This window comes from Paenibacillus sp. VTT E-133280 (genome assembly GCF_002264385.1).
Classification (GTDB): domain Bacteria; phylum Bacillota; class Bacilli; order Paenibacillales; family Paenibacillaceae; genus Paenibacillus_AQ; species Paenibacillus_AQ nitricinens.
Genome location: NZ_NFUX01000045.1, coordinates 40799 through 61521 on the forward strand (window position 1 = coordinate 40799; position 20723 = coordinate 61521).

At 46.5% G+C, this 20723-nt stretch carries 17 protein-coding genes; 16 read left to right on the forward strand and 1 reads right to left on the reverse strand.

Going from position 1 to position 20723, the window contains the following annotated elements:
* The first annotated feature begins 20 nt into the window (after positions 1 to 20).
* From CA600_RS19110 to CA600_RS19180, 15 genes are all read left to right on the forward strand, one after another.
* A complete protein-coding gene (locus CA600_RS19110) occupies positions 21 to 416 on the forward strand; it encodes a Fur family transcriptional regulator (RefSeq protein ID WP_042131422.1) in 396 nt (131 codons plus the stop codon).
* A gap of 228 nt (positions 417 to 644) precedes the next feature.
* Entirely contained in the window at positions 645 to 2642 is a 1998-nt protein-coding gene (locus CA600_RS19115) for a methyl-accepting chemotaxis protein (RefSeq protein ID WP_094872083.1), read from the forward strand.
* Positions 2643 to 2760: 118 nt separating this feature from the next.
* A complete protein-coding gene (locus CA600_RS19120) occupies positions 2761 to 3573 on the forward strand; it encodes a uroporphyrinogen-III synthase (RefSeq protein ID WP_094872085.1) in 813 nt (270 codons plus the stop codon).
* 206 nt (positions 3574 to 3779) lie between these two features.
* Positions 3780 to 4418 carry a ThuA domain-containing protein gene (locus CA600_RS19125; RefSeq protein WP_042192549.1) on the forward strand — a complete coding sequence of 213 codons (639 nt, stop codon included), beginning with the start codon at positions 3780 to 3782 and terminating at the stop codon, positions 4416 to 4418.
* Between the two features lie 95 nt (positions 4419 to 4513).
* Entirely contained in the window at positions 4514 to 4861 is a 348-nt protein-coding gene (locus CA600_RS19130) for a phasin family protein (protein WP_094872086.1), read from the forward strand.
* Positions 4862 to 6529 (forward strand): ABC1 kinase family protein, encoded by a 1668-nt coding sequence (locus CA600_RS19135; RefSeq protein WP_094872088.1) that lies wholly within the window; start codon positions 4862 to 4864, stop codon positions 6527 to 6529. It begins immediately after the preceding gene.
* Between the two features lie 394 nt (positions 6530 to 6923).
* Positions 6924 to 8747 (forward strand): DEAD/DEAH box helicase, encoded by a 1824-nt coding sequence (locus tag CA600_RS19140; RefSeq protein ID WP_094872089.1) that lies wholly within the window; start codon positions 6924 to 6926, stop codon positions 8745 to 8747.
* A gap of 197 nt (positions 8748 to 8944) precedes the next feature.
* Entirely contained in the window at positions 8945 to 9808 is an 864-nt protein-coding gene (locus tag CA600_RS19145) for a M15 family metallopeptidase (RefSeq protein ID WP_094872091.1), read from the forward strand.
* Positions 9809 to 9954: 146 nt separating this feature from the next.
* The gene (locus tag CA600_RS19150) at positions 9955 to 10431 is read left to right on the forward strand and encodes a glutathione peroxidase (protein WP_094872092.1); all 477 of its coding nucleotides are present in this window, start codon (positions 9955 to 9957) and stop codon (positions 10429 to 10431) included.
* A 250-nt stretch (positions 10432 to 10681) separates the two neighbouring features.
* Complete coding sequence (locus CA600_RS19155; protein WP_094872094.1) at positions 10682 to 12316, forward strand: formate--tetrahydrofolate ligase; 1635 nt, start codon at positions 10682 to 10684, stop codon at positions 12314 to 12316.
* Between the two features lie 335 nt (positions 12317 to 12651).
* The gene (locus CA600_RS19160; RefSeq protein ID WP_094872095.1) at positions 12652 to 14016 is read left to right on the forward strand and encodes an FAD-dependent oxidoreductase; all 1365 of its coding nucleotides are present in this window, start codon (positions 12652 to 12654) and stop codon (positions 14014 to 14016) included.
* A gap of 275 nt (positions 14017 to 14291) precedes the next feature.
* A complete protein-coding gene (locus CA600_RS19165) occupies positions 14292 to 15119 on the forward strand; it encodes a formate/nitrite transporter family protein (protein WP_094872097.1) in 828 nt (275 codons plus the stop codon).
* Between the two features lie 433 nt (positions 15120 to 15552).
* Positions 15553 to 16773, forward strand: a complete 1221-nt coding sequence (locus CA600_RS19170; RefSeq protein WP_094872099.1) for an MFS transporter — start codon at positions 15553 to 15555, stop codon at positions 16771 to 16773.
* A 70-nt stretch (positions 16774 to 16843) separates the two neighbouring features.
* A complete protein-coding gene (locus CA600_RS19175) occupies positions 16844 to 17374 on the forward strand; it encodes a GNAT family N-acetyltransferase (protein WP_094872100.1) in 531 nt (176 codons plus the stop codon).
* A complete protein-coding gene (locus CA600_RS19180; RefSeq protein ID WP_094872102.1) occupies positions 17355 to 17999 on the forward strand; it encodes an MOSC domain-containing protein in 645 nt (214 codons plus the stop codon). Before CA600_RS19175 ends, CA600_RS19180 begins: the two co-directional genes overlap by 20 nt.
* 94 nt (positions 18000 to 18093) lie before the next feature.
* Here the strand turns inward: CA600_RS19180 and CA600_RS19185 are convergent, their stop codons facing one another.
* Positions 18094 to 18642 carry a GNAT family N-acetyltransferase gene (locus CA600_RS19185; protein ID WP_094872103.1) on the reverse strand — a complete coding sequence of 183 codons (549 nt, stop codon included), beginning with the start codon at positions 18640 to 18642 and terminating at the stop codon, positions 18094 to 18096.
* 230 nt (positions 18643 to 18872) lie between these two features.
* Here CA600_RS19185 and CA600_RS19190 point away from each other — a divergent pair, with 230 nt between their 5' ends.
* Positions 18873 to 20579, forward strand: coding sequence for a glutamine--tRNA ligase/YqeY domain fusion protein (locus tag CA600_RS19190; RefSeq protein WP_094872105.1), 1707 nt, complete (start codon positions 18873 to 18875; stop codon positions 20577 to 20579).
* Positions 20580 to 20723 lie beyond the last annotated feature (144 nt).

The window sequence follows — 20723 nt, forward strand, 5'->3', positions numbered from 1 at the left end:
TAAGTTAGAGGATGATAGCAATGAAAAGTCTAAATTTGACTTCCCAACGTCAAGCCGTTTACGATATCGTCCTTAATTCACATGACCATCCCACAGCCGCGGAAGTGATGAACCGGCTAGTAGAGCAAGGTCATAGCTTAGCATACGGTACTGTATATAACTCTCTTCGTTATCTTTCAGATAAACAAATGATTCGTGAGCTCAAGCTCGGTGAGGCTGCCAGCAGATATGATGCCCGCATGGATGATCACCAGCATATCATTTGTGAGGTTTGCGGTGCGGTTGATGAGGTAATGAACCAAGTTCCACGAGACTGGATGAACACAGTGGCCAAGGATACAGGTTATACGATTGGTCATGCTCATGTGGTATTCGGAGGCGTCTGCCCGAACTGCAAGAACAAGAACGTGAACTAGGGATGAAAGAACCGGAGCCTTTTGCTGCGGTAATGATAAGAAATAGGCTTATTTGAGTAGATCGCGCTCTTTGAGGCGGTCTTTTTGTTGCGTTTATATGACAATTCTTAAGAATGATGAGAAAAATGAAGAAAGATAGGAGGAAAATCGGTTCCAAAGGAGGATATATAATTATATAGTAAGTCTGGTAAATAAGTCCTTCTTTAAGACTCGAAGAGAGAGAGAGTGATGACAACTATGAACAAAAAAGCGGGTATGAGTATCCGAACCAAATTAATTCTTACATACCTACTAGTTCTGCTCTTACCCAGTATCATTATAGGTTGGCGTACCTATCAATCTGCCAGCCATGAAGTGGAAGATCATCTGGTGAGCAATGCTACTGAAAGTGTTGTGGCAGTAAATGAAATCATCAACTCGAATATTCAATCCAAAATAGATGCTATTTCTTATTTTGCCGCTGAGTTCACTGCTGAGAGTGCCAACAGGGAGGCAACTGGGCAGACGGCAGCTTCTATGGAATCCAGACTGAAGGAATATGCTGTGCTGCATCCTGATGTTCTAGACATCTATGTTAGTACAAGCAGAGGGGAATCTATCCATGCTTCGGAAGCCAAGCTACCTGAAGGCTACGATCCAAGGAAGGAAAGTGCTTATGTGAATTCTCTGAAGCACGGGAAGGGTGTGGTGATCTCTCCGGCCTTTCAAACCGTAAATCAGGAAACGGCAGTTGCCATATCAACGGTCCTGAAGAGCGGAGACGGGGTGGTTACCTTGAATCTCAATCTCTCCACTTTAGGAGCTTTGACCTCGGCTAAGGTTGGCAAGGAAGGATATATTATTATCCTTGATAACAGCAAGAAATATCTTGTTCATCCAACAGAGGTTATTGGGCAGGAATCATCGGCTGATTTTGTAAAGGAAATGTTCAAGGAAGAACAAGGTACCTTTGATTATGTTTACAAGGATACGCACAAAAAGATGACGTTTATGGTGAATGAGCTTACGGGCTGGAGAATCGGCGGTACGATAAGCATAGATGAAGTGACTTCGGCAACAAGCGGGATTCGCGATACAGCGCTGCTTGTTATCGTAGTTTCCGTTTTACTTGCACTGATCGTGGTTTATTTTAATATTCAATCTATTCTGAAGCCGCTTACCCGTCTGCGCAAAGCAACTGCAGTGATAGCTAAAGGGGATCTGTCCGAAGACATGGGGGCTTTCCGTAAAGATGAGATTGGTATGCTAGCAGAGAACTTTCAATTAATGGTGCTCAGCCTGCGCGAGATGATCATAGGTGTGCAGGAGATGACGAGTAATGTCTCCTCTTCAGCCGAAGAGCTAACTGCCAGTGCGGAGCAGAATGCTCAAACGATCGAACAAATGACGATAGCAATTCAGGAGGTAGCAGCAGGGACTGAACGGCAGGTAATTGGTGTACGAAAAGGAATGGAAAGTACAGCGGCGACGACCAGCGAAGTGGATCATATTTCTGTATATATGGAGCAGGTCTCTGCGATGATGGACAAGACTTCACTCTCTGCTTCGGAAGGAAATGATTCTGTCATCAGCGTGGTGGATAAGATCAATGGTATCGATAGAACGGTGGGTGAGCTTGGCAGTGTAATCGACAAGCTAAATGAAAGGACCGGTCAAATTGAGGGCATTGTCGGCGTCATCACAGGGATTGCCCGTCAGACCAATCTGTTAGCTCTCAATGCATCTATTGAGGCGGCCAGAGCTGGAGAGCATGGCCGTGGATTTGCCGTTGTTGCTGCTGAAGTGCGTAAGCTGGCAGAGGAATCAGAGAAATCAGCGCATTTGATTGCTGAGCAGATTACCGCCATTAATAGTGAGATGACACTGGTGACCCATACGATGGAAGACACAAAGCAGCGCGTAACCGAAGGGATTGAGGCCGTGGATACTTCCGGACGTTCTTTCTCCCGTATTCGTAGAGCGGTCAAGAGTGCCGCAGAGAAAATTGAGGCAATGGGTGGGGCTGTACAGACCTTATTGGTGGAATCAGATCACATGGAAAAGGCTATAGGAGAGATTCGTGGCATTTCTGAAGAAGCGGCTGTGAATACAGAGACCATCGCAACGGCAGCGCAAGAGCAGCTCGCTTCTGTTGAGGAGATGGCATCTTCATCTACCGATCTTAGCCATCTTGCAGAGGAACTGCAAAAGCTTGTGAGTAGCTTTAAAATACACTCCTCCAAGTAATAATATATATTTCATATAGGAAAACGATGCTTTTATCTTCCCTTTTGCAGCCCTTTGCAAGTATACTGATAAACAATAATGTTGGGTTAGGCAACGGAGAGAGGAGAGATAATAGTACATGGCAGAGCAACTGAAGGGGTTCACGGTCGCCTTGGCGGGTCCGCGCAAATCGGAAGAGATGGCCAAGCTGGTGCAAAATATGGGGGGGACGGCGTTATGCCGACCTGCTCAAGGTACTGTCTTTCTTGATGATGAGGCGTTGGAGGAAGGATTGAATTCATGGATTAGTGATCCGCCTTATTTGGTGATCCTTACCACAGGCATGGGACTGGATGCTCTCTTCCAAACGGCTGAACGCCTGAATATCGCTGAGCGTTTCTTAGAAGTCCTTTCTGGTTCTATTATTGCTGCACGGGGTTATAAGACAGTGAATGCTTTGAAAAAAAGAGGACTTACGCCGGAGGTTCGTGACGACGACGGAAGTACGACCGGATTGATTCGTGGGCTTCAATCTCTGGATTTGCAGGGCAAGGAGGTCGTACTGCAGCTGCACGGCGATCCAGCGCCTCGTATGCTCGAATGGCTGCAGGAGGCTGGGGCGAATACCCGCCAAGTGCTGCCGTATCGTCATACTCTACCAGAACCGGGTGAGCTTGAAAGATTGCTTACAGAAATCATAGAAGGTAAGATTGATGCCGTGGCTTTTACGAGTGCGCCACAATTTCGTTTCCTCTCTCAATTTGCTCGGGAACAGGGTAAGCTGGAGGAGATGCTGAAGTCTTTCGAGGATAAAGTGCTTGCTGTTTCTGTAGGGCGTATTACCTCTGAGGCACTTAAGGAAGAGGGCGTACAGCGTATCATCATGCCTGAGCATGAACGGATGGGGAGTATGATTGTAGAGCTGGGCAAATATGTGGGGGCGAATCGCTAGCCCACAATGTGCGGCAGCTTTACAAGATCGACGTTACCACACAGAAGCATTCCCGCCGGGTTCAATGGGTGGGGATGCTTTTTTACCCGGAAGAGAATGCCTTAAGAGTAGTAAACCTGCCATCTGCATGGACATTCGCAGCAGTTTTCCTTAGAATATAGGCAACATGTGATGAATAATAACAATGAATAAGGAGGAGGATCCCCATGGACAAAAGAAAATGTCTGTTACTTGGTGATTATACCCATCCCCGTTTCCATCCACTTCAAGGAGTGGACCAACAAATTAGCGAGATCTTAAATGATTTATTAACCGTTCAGTGTTCAGAAAATAAAAAAATGATGCGCATTGAGCATTTGGGAAGTTATGACTTATGCATTGCCTACAACGAATTATGGAATGAAACGGTATCTCCTCAGCAAACCGCTGGCCTACTCAGCTACGTGAGCGGTGGTGGAGGACTAATTGTTCTTCATACAGGTGCTTCATTGACGAAGCGTAACGAATTAGCTCAGCTGATCGGGGGCCGCTTTAATGGTCACACCGCTTACGAGCCAATGAATTTTAAGGTGCTGGAGCATGACATTACTGAGGGCGTTGAAGACTTCCAGCTGGATGAAGAGCCTTATCATTTCGAATTTGATCCGTTCACAGATCGGACTATTCTTCTTCAGTATGAATCGGAGGGGCAATGGCTTCCAGCTGCATGGTGCCACAGCTATGGTTTAGGACGAGTAGTATTCCTTATGCCTGGGCATCATGAGCCATCCTTCCGCCATCCAGCACTGCGTAAACTGATCTTGCAGGCAGCTACTTGGGCTGCACGCATTCCGGTAAGCAACTGAGTGATATCGCATTTTTTTGAAATACGCACACAGTGAGGTATACTTTAATCATCAACTCCGTTTGTAACGAAACGGAATCTTTGGGAGGAAGTACTATGAGTGATTTGTTTAAAAAAGCGATCTCTTTAGGAGTGGGCCTCACCATTGTTAGTAAGGAAAAAGTAGAAAAGGTTGTTGAGGAGCTAGTGAAGCGTGGGGAGCTTGCTCCTTCGGAGTCTAAGGCCCTAGTTGACCGTCTGATTGAACGCGGTGAAGAAGAGCGAGGTATGCTCAAGTCTGTTGTACAAGAACAAGTACAACGCGTGTTAAAGGAAATGAAGGTTCCTGCACAAAGTGATATTGATGAGCTGGAAGGCCGAATTGCTGTATTGGAGCGTCGATTGGCCGAGCTGGAGGGCATTTCCCATCTAGAAGGAACATCGGCGGAAACGCGTACGGACTAAATGGCAGTACGTATTAGACATGCCGGACGATACCGGTCCATTGCCATGGCGCTTATGCACCATGGTTTTGGCTATATGGTGGAGGAGCTGGGGCTCTATCATTTATTATCCCTTCCACGCCGTCTTGTAACGCAAGAAGCTCATACAAGTCTTACGCTCGGGGAGCGGATTCGGCTCGTATTGGAGGATTTGGGTCCAACCTTTATTAAGCTTGGACAACTCGCCAGTACCCGTTCGGATCTGCTGCCTGATTCTATTATTCAAGAATTGGTAAAACTACAGGATAATGTCCCCCCGTTCCCTGTGGAGCGCGTGCGCACGATTGTGGAGCATGAACTCGATCAACGGATGGATGAAATCTTTAATTCCTTTGAGGATACTCCCCTTGCGGCTGCGTCGATCGGTCAAGTGCATAGAGCTGTTCTTGATAGTGGGCAGGTGGTGGCTGTTAAAGTTCAGCGCCCTGGCATACTGCGAACGATGAGTAGAGATTTGGAAATTCTCAAAGATCTAAGTGCTCTTGCTGAGAAGCAGCTAGGCTGGGCAAGGCAATATCAGTTGTCCCGTATGGTAGAGGAATTCTCGAAATCTCTGCTTGGCGAGCTGGATTACGGCCAAGAAGGCCGCAATGCAGAGAAAATTGCTCAACAGATGGATTATGACGGAGTATACATCCCGGATATCTATTGGGACTACACTTCAGCACGGGTGCTGACGATGGAATATGTGGTAGGGATTACGCTGAGTCGTCGCGATGAGTTATTGAGTAACGGAGTTAGGCTTAAGGTTATCGCTCAGCAGCTCGTGGAAATGATGCTAAGGCAAATCTTCATTCATGGCTTTTTTCATGCGGATCCGCATCCAGGGAATGTTATACGAATGGCTGATGGGAAGCTGGCTTTGATTGATTTTGGCATGATGGGTCGGCTGAACGAAGAGATGAAAGAGCAGCTGTCTGCGCTTGTCATCGCACTAATGCGCAAGAATACGGATGCGATGGTCCGGGCAATTTTGCGTCTCGGAGTCATCCCTGAGGATGCTGATCGAACGGCGTTGCATAATGATATGGATCGACTTCGCGAAGAGTATTATGATGTTCCGTTTAGTAAGATGAGCATAGGTAAAGCGCTAAATGATTTGTTTGGCATTGCTCGCAAGCATCGATTAGTCCTTCCGCCGGATCTAACGATGCTTGGTAAGACGATGCTGACGCTTGAGGGTGTCATTAGCAACTTGGATCCAACGATTAGCATTTTAGAGATGGCAGAGCCTTTTGGACGGGAACTTGTGAAGCAGCGATTTAGTGGTCCCCGATTGCAGCGCAAGCTCCTTGGAGGCGTAGCCGATTTAACGGAGAGTCTTCTAGAGCTTCCTGGGCAGGCAAGGCAGTTATCCGCGCTAATTAGTAAGGGGAAAATAAAGGTGGAGGTAGTGGCACCTGAGATAAAGAATTTAGAGCGAAAGCTGGACCGGGTTGGGAACCGCTTAGCGTTTAGTATTGTGATGCTTGCGTTCAGTATCATCATGGTTGGACTCATTATTGGCACTGCAATGCGCGGTCAGCCTTCAGTGTTATGGAATTTCCCTACAGTGGAGATTGGCGGCGTAGTAGCGCTTCTGATGTTCTTATGGTTGATCTTTGCGATTTTTAAATCAGGAAGGTTCTAACCTACAACTACAGGATAGAATAATTATTATTCTGCAGTTTCACACAAATGCCGTTCTATCAAGTACAATATAAAAGATAACTTTCTAAGCTTAACTTTACTTCTATTGTATAAAGTGGAATGGAACGCAAATGGAGTGCCGTCTAAACGTCCGGTGGATCGCTGCTGCCCAGAAACCGAACTTTGACCGCACTCTTTTAACGGGTCAAGGGATACATGGGACGGAAGAATGCCGGTGACGGGGTTCTTCCGCTTTTGTTTGAATATAGCTGAATCGGAAGCATACGCCCCCAAAAGGACAGTCGGGTAGGGGCTGCCTGAATAGGGCTTTGGAAGACGGAAGTTAAGTAAGAGATGTAATCAAATTTAACTGAGAAAATAGTGAGGTGGAGAATTTGCCGGGATTTAAAGAATTAGGTGTTTCAGAATTACTGTGTACATTGCTTCAAGGTCAAGGCATCGTTAAGCCTACACCAGTGCAACAGGAAGCAATACCGCCATTGGTGCAGGGTCTGGATGTAATTGCAAGAGCGAAGACAGGTACAGGGAAGACATTAGCTTTCTTGCTGCCAATTATGGACAAGATCCACACGGAGCGAGCTTATCCGCAGGCGCTAATTATGGCTCCAACTCGTGAGCTCGCTTTGCAGATTACAGAAGAGGCACGAAAGCTGGCGCGTCATACGGATATCAAAATCCTGGCCGTTTATGGTGGTCAGGATGTTGAGAAGCAGCTGCGTAAGCTCGAAGGCGGCAGACATCTTATTATCGGTACACCGGGTAGACTGCTAGATCATATGCGCCGGGAGACGCTCGATCTTAGTGGCGTTAAGATGCTCGTTCTGGACGAAGCGGATCAAATGCTGCATATGGGATTCTTGGAGGATGTAGAGACCATTATTACGGCTGTTCCTTATCGCCGTCAAACGATGTTGTTCTCTGCGACGATGCCAGATCCGATTAAACGTCTCGCAGCTAATTACATGAAAGAGCCTCTGGATATCATTATTAAGAGTGGTTCTCCGATTCCGCTGGATAATATCAAACAGCAAGTCGTGGAAGTCTCAGATCGTAATAAAGAAGAGGCACTCAAAGCATTGATTGAACGGGATCGTCCTTACTTGGCTATTATTTTCTGCCGGACTAAACGTCGGGTGTCCAAGCTGAACGAAGCACTCCAAGCAGCAGGTTATGATTGTGATGAGCTGCACGGCGATTTGTCTCAAGGTAAACGTGAAGGTGTAATGAAGAGATTCCGTGATGCGAAGCTGCAGCTTCTTGTAGCTACAGATGTAGCGGCTCGGGGGCTGGATGTCGAAGGTATCACCCATATCTTTAACTACGATATGCCACTTGATGTGGATAGCTATATTCACCGGATCGGCCGGACAGGCCGTGCCGGAGGTAAAGGGCTTGCAATCACGTTCACTTCTCCACGTGAGCAAGATGGACTAGATTTGATTGAGCACGGCATATCGCAGCGCCTGGATCGTCGCCGTTACGACAAGGATGAATTCGGCGTTGGCGAATTCGTTGCAGTACAAGGCGGCGGACGCCACGGCGGTCGTCAAAGCGGTGGTGCTGAGGCAGCGCGTACGGGCCGCGGACCAAAGAGCGGCGGCTCTGGCCGCGGCGGAGCTCCGCGCGGCGAAGGCGGAGCGCGGCAAGGTGGCCGCGGCCGCGGTAAGGAAGCAGGCGGCCGCGGTAAGGAAGCAGGCGGCTGGGGTGCGCCTGCAGAAGGTCGCCGCGGCGGCCGTTCTGATGCGGCGGCTGGCAAGCGTGGCGGCAGCGGTTATGACGCTGCCGCTCCAAAGGGCGGCGGCAAGGCTGCCGGCGTAGTGCGAGTAGGCGGCGGCTATGGCGCCTTCGCCTCCAGAGGCGAGGCGCCCGCCAGCGGCAACGCGGCAGCACCTAGCACTGGTTCGCGCGTTGCGAACCGCAAGGGCGGACCAAGCACTGGCTACAGCGAGAACGTAGCCAGAGGTGCAGACGGTGGTGCCTACGTTGGAGGCACGCCACGAGGCGGCTTAGGCAGCGGCTACGGTGCAAGCCCGTCTAGAGGCGGCGGTAAAGGTGGAAAAGGTAGCAAAGGCGGTTACGGTGGTGCCAAGGGTGGCGCTGGTAAAGGTGGCCGCAACGGCGGAAACTCTGGCTCCTCACGCGGTGGACGTGGCAGCTCCGGCGGCTTTAAAAGCGGCGGCAGAGGCACATCCAGATAAAGTAAGTGGAATTTCATAGCTAAAACTTGTTACCATAGGGAAGTTAGCAGACAAGCTAATCACCTATGGTAACTTTATTTTGTGGGCAGATTTGAGCGATATTTGTCTAAAAAAGGATCTTAGTGTAACATTTTTGAAGGAAAGCCTGTCTAATAGATAAATATAGTGTTTCGACTTCGAGGAGGAAGAACTTGCAGATGTCTAAAAAATTAAAAATATTAGTCTTGTTAATTGTCGTTATTGCTGTTGGGTGGGGGATTGGGAAGTATACGACGCCTTCTCCTTCTGCTTCAGATAGTAGCGGTTCCAATATAAATGTGCAGGATGATCTTCAAGCTAAGCCTGGTGAAGATGGTAATAGCACTGAAGAGGGCATAACAGACCCAGTGGTAGCTAATCCATCTAATACAACGGATCCCTCTGATCCGTCCGAACCGGATAGTAACGGCAAGGGAAATAGCACTGATGATTCTTTTAAAGGGCCTGACAGCATAGCTGTGATGGTAAATAAGGAGTATGGACTGCCTGATAATTATAAACCAGCCGATCTTGTCTACCCGGATGTACGGTTTACATTTAAAGAGAAAATTGAAAAACGTATGATGCGCAGTGAAGCTGCCAAAGCTTTAGAGAAAATGTTCGCAGGTGCGGAGGACGACGGAATTTATTTGGCTGGTGTCTCAGCTTACCGTTCTCAGAAAACCCAGACGACACTGTATAATCGTTATGTAGAGAAAGACGGAGAAGAAATGGCCCGCACATACAGTGCCGTACCGGGCTACAGTGAGCATCAGACAGGACTTGCTATCGATGTCTCAGGAAGTGATGGAAAATGTGCTGCGGAGAGCTGTTTCGGTGGGACGAAGGAAGCGGAGTGGCTGGCACAGCATGTAGCGGAATATGGTTTTATCATCCGCTATCCAGAAGGTAAGCAGGACATTACAGGATATAAGTATGAGCCTTGGCATATTCGTTATGTAGGCAAGGATATAGCTACTTATATCGTGGATAAAGATATTACACTGGAAGAATATTATGATGTTGTACCGGTATCCAAATAACAGAATCATAGAGAGCAGTCCTAAGCAATATATAGGGCTGCTTTTTTCTTTCTTTGTGGTTAGAGAGTTTCGATAAGTTGCATTCTATTACAGTTCGGGTAAGATACGTAGTGTAGTCTAAGTACATGGAAGGAAGGGGAATAACGATGTCGATCTACAATTTTTCCGGTGTTACGCCTTCGGGTAAAGAAGTGTCATTCACGGAGTATGAAGGTAAGGTGCTGCTGATTGCCAATACGGCGAGCAAATGTGGGCTTACACCGCAGTATGGAGATCTCCAAAAGCTGTACGAGCAGTATGGGGATCAGGGACTTGTAGTATTAGGATTCCCCTGTAACCAATTTGCGGGTCAGGAGCCGGGTACAAGTGAAGAGGCAGAAGAATTCTGTCAGATTAATTATGGCGTTACATTTCCTGTGTTTGCCAAAGTGGATGTGAATGGACCGGACGCCAGCCCTCTTTTTAATTATTTAAAAGAGCAGCAACCCGGTGCTGGAGACAGCAGCGACATTAGCTGGAATTTCACGAAGTTCCTTATAGATCGTAGCGGCCGTGTTGTCGCTCGGGTTGAGCCTAAGGAATCACCAGAAACGATGTCAGAACAGATTGAGTCCTTATTGTAGATTATTTAGGGACTGATGAATTGTTCTTTTACAAGTATCCCTTCGATCTCGGTCTTTGGCCGAGCTTCGACGGGATTTTCTTTTTTTACATAGGAATATAGAATAGGCACCTTAAATTTTGTTGTGATAAATTATACTTGACGCTTTACAGAGACCATGTATCCTTTGAAGAGAATGTAATGCCCATGCAAAATATGCATAAAGCGTGGAATACAGCAGGATAATAACGGCAGGAGGGTTCAATACGAGCATGAAGTTAATTACAGAGGTAGCAGCACAAGCGGGAATTGACGAAGAGCATCTGGAACTATACGGCAAATATAAAAGTAAACTATCACCGTCCTTATGGGAAGACATGAAGAACAAACCAGATGGCAAGCTGGTATTGGTCACTGCGGTGAATCCAACCCCTGCTGGCGAAGGGAAGACCTTAACAACCATTGGGCTGGCACAGGCATTGAACGCAGCAGGAGTAAAAACAGTGGCTGCCTTGCGTGAACCATCCCTCGGACCATGCTTAGGCATGAAAGGTGGTGCCACGGGCGGCGGCAAGTCACAGATCATTCCGGCAGATGAGATTAATTTGCACTTTACGGGTGATATTCATGCGGTGACTTCTGCACATAATTTATTGTCTGCGATGATTGACAATCATATCTTCCAAGGTAATGAGCTGGGTCTTGATCCGCAGCGTATCGTTTGGAAACGCGTGATGGATATGAATGATCGTAGTCTGCGGAATATCATGACAGGACTCGGAGAGGGAAATGGAGCTGTGCGGGAAAGTGGATTTCAGATTACAACAGCTTCTGAGATTATGGCTGTATTATGCCTATGTGATAATCTGAGTGATCTCAAAAAGCGTCTGAACCGTATTTTGATTGGATATGACCAAGAAGGACAGCCTGTAACGGCCGAGCAAATAGGGGCAGTTGAAGCGATGACAGCGCTGCTGAAGGAAGCAGTTAAGCCTAATCTGGTGCAGACCCTGGAGGGCACTCCTGTTATTGTACACGGTGGTCCATTTGCGAATATCGCCCATGGCTGCAGTAGTGTTATCGGTACTCGATATGCACTCAAGCTGGGTGATGTTGTTGTTACGGAAGCAGGCTTCGGAGCGGATCTTGGTGCAGAGAAATTCATGGATATCAAATGCCGGCAAGCGGGTCTAACCCCTTCAGCGGCAGTGCTTGTCGTGACGGTGAAATCCTTGAAATATAACGGTGGTGTACCTAAGAATGAGCTCCAAACCGAGAACCGGACGGCGCTGCGCTCTGGATTGTCTAATTTGGAGCGCCATGTAGAGAATCTCGGCAAATTTGGAGTACCTGTTCTTGTTGCTATTAATCATTTTGAAGGGGATAGCCCAGAAGAGATTAATGACGTTGTGGAAGCTTGTCGACGATTGAACGTTCCTGCGGCAATATCCAAGGTATGGGCAGAAGGTAGTGCGGGCGGACAAGAGTTGGCTTCGGAACTAAAGCAACTTCTGGACCAGAGAGATACTGAACGTTTTGCTCCTCTGTATGAGAATGAACTCGACATCTCTTCCAAAATCACCAAGATTGTTCGTGAAATTTACCGTGGTGCGGAGGTTAACTTTTCCCCTGCGGCTAAACGCAGTCTAGCGGTGATTGAGCGCCTTGGGTTAAATAATCTTCAAGTATGTATGGCGAAGACCCCTTATTCCTTCTCAGATCAGCCTAGACTTCTTGGCGCTCCAGAAGGTTTCACGGTAGGTATCCGTGATATTACCCTTTCGCTCGGTGCAGGGTTTGCTGTAGTGATTACGGGCAATATTGTTACGATGCCAGGTCTACCGGCTAAGCCTGCTGCTGAGGCACTATGGATGGATGAGGATGGCGTAATTCACGGTTTGGTGTAGATTTATTTTATGATCAGGCTTTTCCCTGTGGTTTAGGGGGAAGCCTTTTTTGCGCGTTATAAGAAAGTATATCCTGAGGGGGCAGAACATAATGTTCTACGCCCATGGCAAAGCTAACGAGGTCGCAATCGGCAGCAGTGACGGAAAATGCTTAAAATTGTGAACAATCTGAGAATATAGGCGAAAAGACTTGTAATGTGATAAATATCACAATATAATCAGTTTATAAAGTGAAATAAATCACAATTAACTCATCGGTGATCAGATATCTAATTTGGTCAGTCAAGCAATTCGAATATATAACCAGGTTGTCCATTTGAAGGAGGAAGAAAATAATGAAAGTAGCTGTCATTGGATGTACCCATGCCGGAACTGCCGCAATTGTAAATACTGCTAAGCTTCACCCGGAAGCCGAGATTACGGTGTATGAGCGTAATGATAATATTTCTTTCTTATCCTGTGGAATTGCTTTATATGTAGGTGGAGTGGTCAAGGACCCACACGGGCTATTCTATTCTTCCCCTGAGAAGCTTGCTGAGCTTGGTGTAAAGACCAACATGCGTCATGAAGTGACTGTTGTGGATACGAAGTCCAAAACATTGCGTGTTCGCAATTTGGCAACCGGACAGGAGTTTGACGATACCTACGATAAGCTGATTATGACTACGGGATCATGGCCTATTGTGCCGAAGCTCGAAGGGATTGAGCTGGAAGGCGTCTTACTTTGCAAGAACTATGATCATTCCAATACCATTATAGAAAAAGCTAAACAAGCAAATAAAATCACAGTTGTAGGTGCTGGATATATCGGCGTTGAGTTGGTGGAAGCCTTCCAAATGAACGGAAAGCAAGTTACGCTCATTGATGGTGAGGATCGTATTTTGAATAAATATTTAGACCCAGAGTTTACTGCGCCGATCGAACAATCCTTTAAGGACCATGGTATTAAATTAGCGCTGAATGAGAAGGTAAGTTCTTTTGCTGGTGAAGGTGGTAAAGTTACCAAGGTTATCACAAGTGAAGGGGAGCATGAGACGGATCTTGTAATTCTCTGCATCGGCTTCCGTCCAAATACTGAGCTGTTAAAAGGTCAAGTGGATATGCTGCCAAATGGCGCAATTCTGGTCAATGATTATATGCAGACCAGTTGCCCAGATGTGTATGCCGCTGGTGACAGCTGCGCGATTCATTACAACCCTACAGGTAAGCACGCTTATATTCCACTGGCAACCAATGCAGTACGGATGGGCACATTGGTCGCACGTAACTTAGTGACAGAGACGATTCCTTATATGGGCACTCAAGGGACTTCGGGCATTAAGATTTATGAAGATAATATCGCTGCTACAGGTCTTACTGAAGAAGGGGCTAAGGCTGAAGGGATGGATGTAGAAACTACCATGATTATTGACAACTACCGTCCAGAATTTATGCCAACCTTCGAGCAGGTGCAATTAAAAGTGGTATTTGATCGCGCCACACGCCGCATTCTCGGAGCGCAAATCTTGTCCAAGACGGATTTGACGCAATCAATCAACACAGTATCTGTATGTATTCAAAATAAAATGACAATCGATCAGCTTGCCTTTATCGATTTTTTCTTCCAACCTCATTACAACAAGCCTTGGAACTTCCTGAATACAGTTGGCCTCGAATCGCTACCAGCATCAGTACCAAGCAAAGAGGCAGTAACCGTATAATTTAATTGCCTGTGAACAATAAAGGTGGGTAAACCGGAGCCATATATGGCTCCGGTTTTTTGTGATTGAAGCTGGTACTATTTACCTTTAAAATAATATGGAGCTTATTCTTACAAATGTAATTATGGATGCGCTTCGTTAAATTTGACATGTCAGTGAAAAGTTTCACTTAGTTTTTCATTAAGTGATAATTATCACGTTAATGTGTTTTATGACACGCTACAATGGTCGTAAAGGAACAAATTTTAAGTAAATAGATGAAGGGGATAGGAATCATGGCTTATAATAAACCGCAGCAGATTGCCGCAGTCACGGTCGAGAACGGCATAAAAAAGGCGCATAATCCTTTAAGCACCGTATTAATTCTGGGCTTTCTGGGAGGAGCGTTTATCGCGCTCGGATTTTTACTGGATATTCGCGTTATTGCTGGCGCACCACATGAATGGGGATCCATCGCTAACTTTATTGGAGCAGCTGTCTTCCCTGTTGGGTTGATTTTAGTACTGCTTGCAGGGGGAGAACTACTGACAGGCAATATGATGGCTGTGCCACTTGCTTTTATGGCTAAGAAGATATCCTTCTGGGAGGTTGTTAAGAATCTCGTATTGATTACCCTAAGCAATCTGGCGGGAGCTTTGTTTGTAGCTTACTTTTTCGGTCACGTAGTTGGTTTAACCTCTGACGGTGTGTATTTGGAAAAATTAGTGGAGATGGCAGGACATAAGCTTGAAGCAAACTTCTTTCCGGCATTTGTTTCCGGGATAGGTTGTAACTGGCTCGTAGCTTTGGCGGTATGGCTCTCCTATGGAGCAGATAACTTCAGTGGCAAAATCCTCGGCATCTGGTTCCCGACGATGGCTTTTGTAGCTATCGGCTTCCAGCACGTTGTAGCCAACATGTTCTTAATTCCCGCAGCTATTTTTGAAGGTTATTTTTCATGGGGAGAGTACTTTAACAATTTTGTTCCGGTATGGCTAGGCAACTTGACGGGTGGTGCAATCTTTGTTGCGGCAGCTTATTGGATGGCTTACCTGCGTAAAGAGCCTGCATCTATTCAGTCCGTGGACAGCATGTCCGGCAGCGGTGTAAAGAAACACGCCTAAACCTATCTTATAGAGCACTCCTTAGAATAGTCGAGGGGTGCTTTTTGCTGTATAGACAAATAAAATCCGCCGTGATGTCTCCGAGCTCGGGGGAACGAAATCGGATGCACGGCGAATTTTAAAAGGGGGAGTGTTTCTAGGCACTATTACCCCGGCTTTGTAATAATGAAACACTTCATTATCGTTCAGTCTACTTTACGGACGACAGCGGCAACTATAAAATATAAATAGATAATAAAAATAGGGCGGACAGTGGACGTGAACGGTGCCGCTTTTTTCTCAGCGACGTTAGAAGTTAGCCCTAAATAAGAAGTGAAGTATACTAATACTTTATCACGATAGCACGTCAATGCGTCTGCTTGCCCTGAACCCTGTTTTGGGATAATACTGGATGGAATAATGACACATATATTACAGGGGATGTACACTACTTATGAAGTTTTTACAGAATTATCCTAAAGAAGTTAAGATATTTTTAATTGCTAGCCTTATTAATGCAACGGGTAGTGCACTGATGTGGCCACTGGTTACGATGTATGTTTTTGATGAGCTTGGACGCAGCATGTCGGATGCTGGATTAGTGATTCTTATTCAATCGGTTGGAGGGATTGTGGGTCAACTACTCGGGGGCTCACTCTATCATAAGGTAGGCGTTAACCGGCTGATTGTTGGAGCGCTGGGCATGAATGCACTTGCACTGTTCACTTTGCCGGCAGCAAGTAACAACTGGACGTTATTTATGGTCGCGATGGGACTGGTAGGGCTCTTTAATTCACTGTCATTACCTGCGATTCAGGCATTTATCGGCTTTCGTTTTACGAAGCAGCGCGGAGAGCTGTTTAATGTTATTTATGTCGCCAATAATATTGGTGTAGCACTGGGTACGGCGTTAAGTGGTTTTTTGGCCGATATTTCTTATATGCTCAGCTTTGTGATGAACGGCGTAACTTCTGCGGTATTTGCGGTATTCTTTTTTGTATATCTCAAGAAAGTCGGAGGAGATTCTTCGCAGGAGGTCGCAGAACATCAGAAGGCTGGTCCTGACAAACAATCCACCTGGAAGCTAATGGGGCACACACGAATTTATTTTTATATGGGTATTGCCTCGATGTTCCTACTGCTAGGTAACTCTATCTGGAATACAGGAGTATCTCCTTTCATTATTTCTGAGGGCTGGCCTAAGAAGACTTATGGTTTTCTCTGGACGCTTAACGGAATTCTCATTTTTGCGGCTCAGCCGCTCGTAACAGTAATTAAACGTTGGTTCGCATCTACCTCAACGGCGCAAATGACAGTAAGTGCTCTATTTTATTTAGGAGGGTATGCTGTTCTTTTATGGATGCCTACTTATTCAGGTTTAGTGCTTGGGATGGTACTCGCTACGCTTGGGGAAATGCTGATATCTCCGGCCATGCCTTCCTTTATTTCAGATCATGCAGGTCGCAGTGCTCCTTTCTATCTAGGGCTAAGTGGAGGAATGGGGGCAGTCGGTAGGGTGATTGGGCCATACTTAATGGGTAGGTTATACGACAGTGGAGGTCTAGCGCCTACCGCATGGTTGGCATGTGCGATGGCACTGCTGTCCGTAGGATTCTTTATCGTTCATGCGTATATCAACCGCCGAGGAAATTCATTGGAGCGGTCAATAGGATAGTTGAGCATAGTGGATTCAAATGATCTACTGTGAATTCTATAGAGGTGCAAGGCAAGGGGTGTACATCTTTATGAAACTTAGCAACAGGGACAGGTTTATAATAAGGTTCTCAGAAATTAAAGACGTGCGGGAACTGATTCATCTGGATCATATGATCTGGACGGAGGACACTAGCCCGGGGCCATTAATCTGGCGTTCCCAAGAGGATTACCTACTGAATGCTCCCCCGGGTTCGCAGCTAGTAGCGCTAAAGGATGACAAGCTATGCGGATATGTTGGGTTTGGCTGCCCTAGTCGAATGGAGAGTAACAGGCATGTGTGCGAGGTCAATATTGCTGTTCATCCGGATTATCAACGTTTAGGTATTGGCCGGCAGCTCATAGAGGCTATTAAGGAACATGCCGCAGATAATGCCATTCGTAAGTTGCGTCTACGCGTATTATCCTGTAATGAATCAGCGCTTTCTTTTTATCGTAAATGCGGGTTTGTGGAAGAGGGACGTCTGCGGGAGGAGTTTTATCTTGGCGGTCGATATGTGGATGAAATATTTATGTGCTGTATGCTGGCAGGAGGAGAAGGATATGGAGATCATCTCGCTTAATGTGGGGCGGCCGGTAACAGTGGATTATCGGGGGAAACCTTTGGAGACTGGAATTTATAAAATGCCTGTAGAAGGATCAGTTCAGCTACATGCCAATGGTTTTGTTGGAGATGGTCAGGCGGACCTGAAACATCACGGGGGCCCTGATAAGGCAGTTTGTGCCTATCCCATCGAGCATTATCCCTACTGGCAGCGGCAGCTTGGGAAGAAACTGGATTACTCTGCCTTTGGAGAAAATATAACAACGTCAGGCTTATTAGAGACAGACGTGTGCATTGGCGATGTGTACGAAATAGGTACCACTGTGCTACAGGTCAGTCAGCCGCGTTATCCTTGCTTCAAAATCTCACAAAAGCATGGCCCCGCAGATCTCCCGGCTCAAGTGCTGGACACTAGATATAGCGGATTTTACTTGCGTGTGCTTCGTGAAGGAAAGATTTCAACCGGAGATGCTATTGTCAAAAAAGAAAGTGGAGCTGGCGGTGCGTCCGTGGCGCATGTACTACATTTAATGCAAGTAGGGCTGCAAGAGGAAGCTGCACTGGCAGTTCTTGCGGAGCTAGGAACTCTCTCCGCCGTAGTTCGGAACAAGTTTCGAAAACAGCTGGGTCTGCCGGAGAGCTAAACACTATCTACAAATCAAAATAAGCCTGGAGGCGTATGCCTTCCAGGTTTATTTTGATTTATGAGCTTATGTGTGTTGCATGGCTTAGCCTAACTTAGCCGAGCAGCTGCCATTCACTACGCAATAAACCGTATACGGCATGGTTGACGTAGCCATCAGGCAGTTTCTCTGCCTGTCTAATCACACCCTCAAGAACAAAACCAAGTCGTTCCGGGATCGCCCGGCTGGAAACATTTCCGGTCGCGCAGCGAATTTCTACACGTTGCAGCTCCATTTCCAATAGTGCATAGTCCACTAGGACGCGACAGGCGCTGGTCATATAACCTTTGCCTTCATAACCTTCACCTAGCCAATAACCAATCCCTACGGAGCGGTTATGCCAGTCAATTTGATGATACCCAATGATGCCAGCCAGCTCGCCGCGAATCCAAAGCCCGGCGGTGAAGCCGCCATTTTCGGTGCCTTGTTTTGTAGCATTTTTGATGAAATTAAGGCTGTGATCCTGTTCCGTAACGGCGTCCACCCAAGGAAGCCATTGCCTAAGCCGTTCCCGCGAGCGCTCCACTAACGCGAATATGTGCCTAGCATGCTCAGGCAGGAGCGGCTTTAACATCAGCTCTTCATCGATGACATAATTAAACAAGCGGTTGCCTCCTTTTCGGCACAAGGCCTTATGTATGATTATGGATTATTTCTTATGATTATCATGCTACTCTATCGCCCGCAGAGAAGTCAAAAGGTCTAAAGACGCTAAAAAATGATCCTGACCTTGTGCCCCCTTTTATTGAACAATCTAGAGTTAACGGGTATATTAGTAGGAAACATGTTTATACAAGAAGTAGTGTAACACTACAGAATGAAAGGTTGATAGCTGTGGAGAACCGTACTACCCCCTCCAATTTTATTAAAAATGTTATTACCGAAGACCTCCGTACAGGTAAAGTAAAGGAAGTTGTCACACGCTTTCCGCCGGAGCCGAACGGTTATTTACATATCGGACATGCCAAGGCGATCTGGATTAACTTTACACTGGCGGACGAGTTCGGTGGTAAGACTAATCTAAGATTTGACGACACGAATCCGGCCAAAGAGGATATGGAGTATGTAAACTCCATTCAGGAAGATGTAAAGTGGCTCGGTTATGAATGGGAAGAGCTGCGTTTTGCATCTGATTATTTTGAGGAAATGTACAAACGCGCCGAATTATTAATTACAAAGGGCAAAGCCTATGTCGATGACCTCAGTGCGGATGAAATTCGTCAATTGCGTGGAACGCTGACGGAACCAGGAAAGAATAGTCCGCATCGCGATCGTAGCATCGAAGAGAATTTGGATCTGTTCCGGCGTATGCGTGCAGGCGAATTCAAGGACGGTGAGAAGGTTCTTCGCGCCAAGATCGATATGGCGTCACCGAATATTAACCTGCGTGATCCTGTCATTTATCGGATTACACATGCACATCACCATAACACAGGCGATAAATGGTGTATCTATCCAATGTATACCTTCGCTCATCCGTTAGAAGATGCTATTGAGGGGGTTACCCACTCCCTTTGCTCACTTGAATTCGAAGATCAACGTCCATTCTACGACTGGGTTGTAGCTGAATGTGAGATGCCAGCTGTCCCTCATCAATATGAATTTGGTCGTCTGAATCTGGCTCAAACGATGACTAGTAAGCGTAAGCTGAAGCTGCTTGTAGACGAAGGACATGTAGACGGTTGGGATGATCCACGGATGCCTACGATTTCTGGTCTGCGCCGCAGAGGATATACACCGGAAGCGATTCGTAAATTCGTATATGAAGCAGGGATCTCCAAGAGTCAGGGTCTGGTGGACCTGCAAATGCTGGAGCACTTTATTCGTGAGGATCTTAAGCTAACTGTACCGCGTACTATGGCTGTGTTACGACCGCTTAAGGTTGTAATTACCAACTATCCAGAAGGTCAAACGGAATGGCTTGAAGCGGAGAATAATACAGAGAATGAAGAAATGGGTGTACGCCAAATTCCATTCTCGCGTGAAATTTATGTGGAACGTGATGACTTTATGGAGAATCCGCCGAACAAATATTTCCGGTTGTTCCCTGGCAATGAAGTACGTCTGAAGCATGCTTATTTCATTAAATGTAATGATGTTATTAAGGATGAGAATGGCGAGGTAGTGGAGCTGCATTGTACGTATGATCCAGAAACGAAGAGTGGAAGCGGGTTTACAGGCCGCAAGGTAAAGGGTACGTTGCACTGGGTTGAAGCTAGCCAAGCGGTTCCTGCGGAATTCCGTCTATATGAGCCTCTGATTTCTGCTGAAGAAGCGGATGAAGCTGTGGAGGTTGAAGGTTTGGATTCCTCGGTAGAGAAATCGGAGCCTAGTTTCTTAGATCAGCTAAATCCTAAGTCCATTGAAATCCTGCAAGGGTTTGTTGAACCTGCGCTTAAGGATAGCGTGGCTCAGGATAAATTCCAGTTCTTCCGTCATGGCTATTTTAATGTGGATAGCAAATATTCGGCGCCTGGACATCTTGTATTCAATCTTATCGTTTCACTGAAGAGTTCATTTCAGCCTCCTAAACAAGGCTAAACAGATAAATTAATTAAGGTAACAACAAAGCAGGCTCAAACGTCCCGAATAGGTACGTTTGAGCCTGCTTTTTGTTGAAAATATAAGAAAGTATAAGTTTTGCACCTATACTTCATGTCTTATATTTCTCGCTTAAACGCTTAC